This is a genomic window from Streptomyces sp. ISL-12 (genome assembly GCF_018614415.1).
In the GTDB taxonomy this organism is placed as follows: domain Bacteria; phylum Actinomycetota; class Actinomycetes; order Streptomycetales; family Streptomycetaceae; genus Streptomyces.
The window spans coordinates 1-5171 of sequence record NZ_JAGGOO010000157.1 but is presented as its reverse complement, the minus strand read 5'-3'; the positions used below and the strand labels follow the sequence as shown (position 1 = coordinate 5171).

Below are 5171 nucleotides of genomic sequence, written 5' to 3'. Positions count from 1 at the left end.
AGAGCCGCCCGGCAGAGGGCTGCGGCGCGAGGCGGGCCGTGCCGTGGTGGGCGGGCCCGCCTCGTGAGGCCGTCGAGCAGTGGGCGGAGGCGCGGGTGCCGGTCAGCCGAGCTTGCTGACGTCCCGGACGGCGCCCTTGTCCGCGCTGGTCGCCATCGCGGCGTAGGCGCGCAGGGCGGCCGACACCTTGCGGTCGCGGTTCTTCGGGGCGTACGTGCCGTTCAGCGCCTGCTCGCGACGGGTCAGCTCGGCGTCGTCGACCAGCAGCTCGATGGAGCGGCCCGGGATGTCGATGCGGATGCGGTCGCCGTCCTCGACCAGGGCGATGGTGCCGCCGGAGGCCGCCTCGGGGCTGGCGTGGCCGATGGACAGGCCCGAGGTGCCGCCGGAGAAACGGCCGTCGGTGACCAGCGCGCACGCCTTGCCCAGGCCGCGCCCCTTGAGGTACGAGGTCGGGTAGAGCATCTCCTGCATGCCGGGGCCGCCCTTGGGGCCCTCGTAGCGGATGACGACGACGTCGCCCTCCTTGACCTGCTGGGTGAGGATCTTCTGCACGGCCTCCTCCTGCGACTCGCAGACGACAGCCGGGCCCTCGAAGGTCCAGATCGACTCGTCGACGCCGGCGGTCTTCACCACGCAGCCGTCCACGGCGAGGTTGCCCTTGAGGACCGCCAGGCCGCCGTCCTTGGAGTAGGCGTGCTCGGCGGAGCGGATGCAGCCGCCCTCGGCGTCCGTGTCGAGGGTGTCCCAGCGCTCGGACTGGGAGAACGCCTCGGCGGAGCGGACGCAGCCGGGGGCCGCGTGCCACAGCTCCACGGCCTCGGGGGACGGGGAGCCGCCGCGGACGTCCCAGGTCTTCAGCCAGTCGGCGAGGGACGGGCTGTGGACGGAGTGCACGTCCTCGTTGAGCAGGCCCGCGCGGTGCAGCTCGCCCAGCAGGGCGGGGATGCCGCCGGCGCGGTGCACGTCCTCCATGTAGTACGTGCGGTCCTTGGCGACGTTCGGCGCCACCTTGGCCAGGCACGGCACGCGGCGGGAGACGGCGTCGATCTGCTCCAGGCCGAAGGGCACGTCCGCCTCCTGGGCGGCGGCCAGCAGGTGCAGGATCGTGTTGGTGGAGCCGCCCATCGCGATGTCGAGGGCCATGGCGTTCTCGAACGCCTGGAACGTGGCGATGGAGCGGGGCAGCGCCGAGGCGTCGTCCTGCTCGTAGTAGCGGCGGGTGAGGTCCATGACCGTCTCGGCGGCGCGCACGTAGAGCTGTTTGCGGGCCGTGTGGGTGGCCAGGACCGAGCCGTTGCCGGGGAGGGAGAGGCCGATCGCCTCGGTGAGGCAGTTCATGGAGTTGGCGGTGAACATGCCGGAGCAGGAGCCGCAGGTCGGACAGGCGCTCTCCTCGATGCGGAGCATGTCCTCGTCCGAGACCTTCTCGTTCACCGCCTCGGACATCGCGTCGACCAGGTCGAGCGTGCGGACCGTGCCGTCGACCAGGGTGGCGCGGCCGGACTCCATCGGGCCGCCGGAGACGAAGACCGTCGGGATGTTCAGGCGGAGCGCCGCGTTGAGCATGCCCGGGGTGATCTTGTCGCAGTTGGAGATGCAGATCAGGGCGTCGGCGCAGTGGGCCTCGACCATGTACTCCACGCTGTCCGCGATCAGGTCGCGGGAGGGCAGGGAGTAGAGCATGCCGCCGTGGCCCATGGCGATGCCGTCGTCGACGGCGATCGTGTTGAACTCGCGCGGGATGCCGCCGGCCTCCTTGACCGCCTCGCTGACGATCCGGCCGACGGGGGCCAGGTGGGTGTGGCCGGGCACGAACTCCGTGAAGCTGTTGGCGATCGCGATGATCGGCTTCCGGCCGATGTCCGCACCGGGTACACCGGAGGCACGCATCAGGGCGCGGGCGCCCGCCATGTTGCGGCCGTGGGTGACTGTGCGGGACCTCAGCTCGGGCATCGTCGCTCGCTCCTTCGGAGAGTTCTGCCAGTGTCACTCAGAGCACTGACAGGGTTCTGACTGACGTCGAGCGTACGCCGGTCATCCAGGGTCCGGGACACGGTGTCCGGATGACGGGACGCGTATCTCGTCGGCCGGGGGTGCTCCGCGGGCCGCCGTCGCTCACCCGCGGGAGGTTCTCGCCGCGGAGGCCAGGTGGCGGCGGGTGAAGGCCAGGGCCTCGGCCAGGTCGGCCTCCCGTTCGGCGCTGGACATCGCCCGGCGGGTGTTGACCTCGATGACGACATGGCCGTCGAAGCCGGTCAGCGCCAGGCGCTCCAGCAGCTCGGCGCAGGGCTGGGTGCCGCGGCCGGGGACGAGGTGCTCGTCCTTGGCGGAGCCCCGGCCGTCGGCCAGGTGGACGTGGCCGAGCCTCTCCCCCATGCGGTCGATCATGCCGAGGGCGTCGGTGCGGGCGGTGGCGGTGTGACTGAGGTCGATCGTGAAGTGCCGGTAGTCGTCCTTGGTGACGTCCCAGTCGGGGGCGTAGGCGAGCATCTCGCGGTCGCGGTAGCGCCAGGGGTACATGTTCTCGACGGCGAACCGCACGTCCGTCTCGTCGGCCATGCGCCACACGCCGTCGACGAAGTCACGCGCGTACTGGCGCTGCCAGCGGAAGGGCGGGTGGACGACGACCGTGCTCGCGCCGAGCTTCTCGGCGGCGGCGCGGGCGCGCTGGAGCTTGACCCAGGGGTCGGTGGACCAGACGCGCTGGGTGATGAGCAGGCACGGGGCGTGCACGGCCAGGATCGGGACCTGGTGGTAGTCGCTGAGTCTGCGCAGCGCCTCGATGTCCTGGCTGACCGGGTCGGTCCACACCATGACCTCGACGCCGTCGTATCCGAGGCGCGCGGCGATCTCGAAGGCCGTCGCCGTCGACTCCGGGTAGACGGAGGCCGTCGACAGGGCGACCTTCGCATCCGGGATGCGTAGGGGCTGCGCCATGGGGTTCAGGTTACGGGGTGCGGTTGGGTGGGTTGGCGCGCCTGTTCGCCGTTGTGGTCAGCGCCATAGGCGGGTGCGGGCGCGGGTGCGGGCGCGGGTGCGGGTGCGGGGTGCGGGTGCGGGGTGCGGGTGCGGGTGCGGGTGCGGGTGCGGGCGCGGTTGCGGGTGCGGGTGCGGTGTGGCTCGGCGCGCCCACGCGGCGGAGCGCACATCGATACAGCCCCGCGCCCCTTATCGGCTTCAACCGTGCACCATGTGATCAAGGCGCCGTAGGATGACGCCCTCCCTCAGCGCCCACGGGCAGATTTCCAGTGTTTCCACGGCGAAGAGGTCCATCGCGGCCTCGGCGACCAGGGCGCCGGCGACCAGTTGGCTGGCCCGGCCCTCCGAGACGCCGGGGAGTTCGGCGCGTTCCGCGGTGGTCATGGCGGCCAGGCGGGGGACCCAGCTCTCCAGGGAGGAACGTTTCAGTTCGCGCTGGACGTAGAGGCCCTCGGCGGAGCGGGCGGCGCCGGTGAGGCGGGCCAGTTGCTTGAAGGTCTTGGAGGTGGCGACGACGTGGTCGGGGGCGCCGAAGCGGCTGAACTCGCCGACCGTCCGGGCTATCTCCGTACGGACGTGCCGGCGCAGGGCGCGGACGTCGTCCGGGTCGGGCGGGTCGCCGGGGAGCCGGCCGGCGGTCAGGCGGCCCGCGCCGAGCGGCAGGGAGACGGCGGCGTCGGGTTCCTCGTCGATGCCGTACGCGATCTCCAGGGAGCCGCCGCCGATGTCGAGGACCAGCAGCTTGCCCGCGGACCAGCCGAACCAGCGGCGGGCGGCGAGGAAGGTGAGCCGGGCCTCGTCCGCGCCGGTCAGGACGGTCAGCTCGACGCCGGTCTCGGCGCGGACACGGGTGAGGACCTCGTCGGCGTTGTGCGCCTCCCGCACGGCGGAGGTGGCGAACGGCAGCAGGTCCTCCACGCCCTTGTCCTCGGCGGCCTGGAGTGCCCGTCGGACGACGGCTGTCAGGCGGTCGACGCCGTCGGTGCCGATCGCGCCGTCCGCGTCGAGGAGTTGGGCGAGGCGCAGTTCGGCCTTGTGCGAGTGTGCGGGCAGCGGGCGTGCGCCCGGGTGCGCGTCCACCACCAGCAGGTGGACCGTGTTGGATCCCACGTCGAGGACACCGAGTCTCATGTACGGAACGCTACTGCCAGGACGATCGGCGGTGGTGCGGGTACCGGGGGCGGGCGACTTACCCTGGACGGGTGCCAAAGACGAAGCAGGCGAAGGACGCGAAACTGCCCAAGAAGGGCAAGCGGAAGAAGACGGACGTGCGGGCCGTGGCAGCGCCGGCGGGTGACGAGAAGGGGCTCGACTTCGCGCGCGCGTGGGTGGAGTTTCCGGATCCGGCCGACGACGAGCAGGTCTTCCGCTGCGATCTGACATGGCTGACCTCTCGTTGGAACTGCGTCTTCGGCAGTGGTTGCCAGGGCATCCAGGCGGGTCGCGCGGACGACGGGTGCTGCTCGCTGGGTGCCCACTTCTCCGACGAGGACGACGAGGCCCGGGTCGCCGGGCATGTGGCCCGGCTCACGCCGGACATCTGGCAGCACCACGCCGAGGGCACGGCGAACGGCTGGGTGTCCGAGGACGAGGAGGGGTCCCGGCAGACCCGTCCCTTCCAGGGGTCGTGCATCTTCCAGAACCGGCCCGGTTTCGCCGGGGGCGCGGGCTGCTCGCTGCACATCCTGGCGCTGCGGGAGGGGCGCGAGCCGCTGGAGACCAAGCCGGACGTGTGCTGGCAGCTGCCGGTGCGGCGGACGTACGAGTGGATCGACCGGCCCGACGACACGCGCGTCCTCCAGGTGTCGATCGGTGAGTACGACCGGCGGGGCTGGGGTCCGGGCGGCCATGACCTGCACTGGTGGTGCACGTCGGCCACCTCGGCGCACGGGGCCGGCGAGCCGGTGTACGTGTCCTACCGGCCGGAGCTGATCGAGCTGATGGGCAAGGCGGGCTACGACCGGCTGGCCGAGCTGTGCGAGGAGCGGCTGGCCTCGCGGCTGCCGCTGCTGGCGCCGCATCCGGCGGATCCGGTGCTTCCGGTGCCGGCGGTGCCTTCTGCGGCTTCGGGGACTCCTGCGGCTTCGGGGACTTCGGGGACTTCGGGGACTCCTGCGGCTTCGGGGACTCCTGCGGCTCCTGTGCCTCCGGTGGCTCCTGCGGCTCCTGTGCCTCCGGTGGCTCCTGCG

Annotated in this window: 3 protein-coding genes and 1 pseudogene; 1 reads left to right on the top strand and 3 read right to left on the bottom strand. The window is 72.1% G+C overall.

All coding sequences use genetic code 11. From position 1 onward, the window contains the following. Nucleotides 1–102 precede the first annotated feature (102 nt). From ilvD to J7I94_RS34375, 3 genes are all read right to left on the bottom strand, one after another. Entirely contained in the window at nt 103–1956 is a 1854-nt protein-coding gene (gene ilvD / locus J7I94_RS34385; protein ID WP_215173695.1) for a dihydroxy-acid dehydratase, read from the bottom strand. A gap of 162 nt (nt 1957–2118) precedes the next feature. Then, nucleotides 2119–2940 carry a sugar phosphate isomerase/epimerase gene (locus J7I94_RS34380; protein WP_215173693.1) on the bottom strand — a complete coding sequence of 274 codons (822 nt, stop codon included), beginning with the start codon at nt 2938–2940 and terminating at the stop codon, nt 2119–2121. Nucleotides 2941–3180: 240 nt separating this feature from the next. Beyond that, entirely contained in the window at nt 3181–4113 is a 933-nt protein-coding gene (locus J7I94_RS34375) for a Ppx/GppA phosphatase family protein (RefSeq protein WP_215173691.1), read from the bottom strand. 71 nt (nt 4114–4184) lie between these two features. Between J7I94_RS34375 and J7I94_RS34370 the strand changes: the two are divergent. Continuing rightward, nucleotides 4185–5015, top strand: a pseudogene (locus tag J7I94_RS34370) (hypothetical protein); the annotation flags it as partial. Between the last annotated feature and the right edge of the window lie 156 nt (nt 5016–5171).

Coding starts and splice junctions, on each gene's coding strand:
- ilvD (WP_215173695.1), bottom strand. CDS start 1,956: ATGCCCGAGCTGAGGTCCCGCACAGTCACCCACGGCCGCAACATGGCG.
- J7I94_RS34380 (WP_215173693.1), bottom strand. CDS start 2,940: ATGGCGCAGCCCCTACGCATCCCGGATGCGAAGGTCGCCCTGTCGACG.
- J7I94_RS34375 (WP_215173691.1), bottom strand. CDS start 4,113: ATGAGACTCGGTGTCCTCGACGTGGGATCCAACACGGTCCACCTGCTG.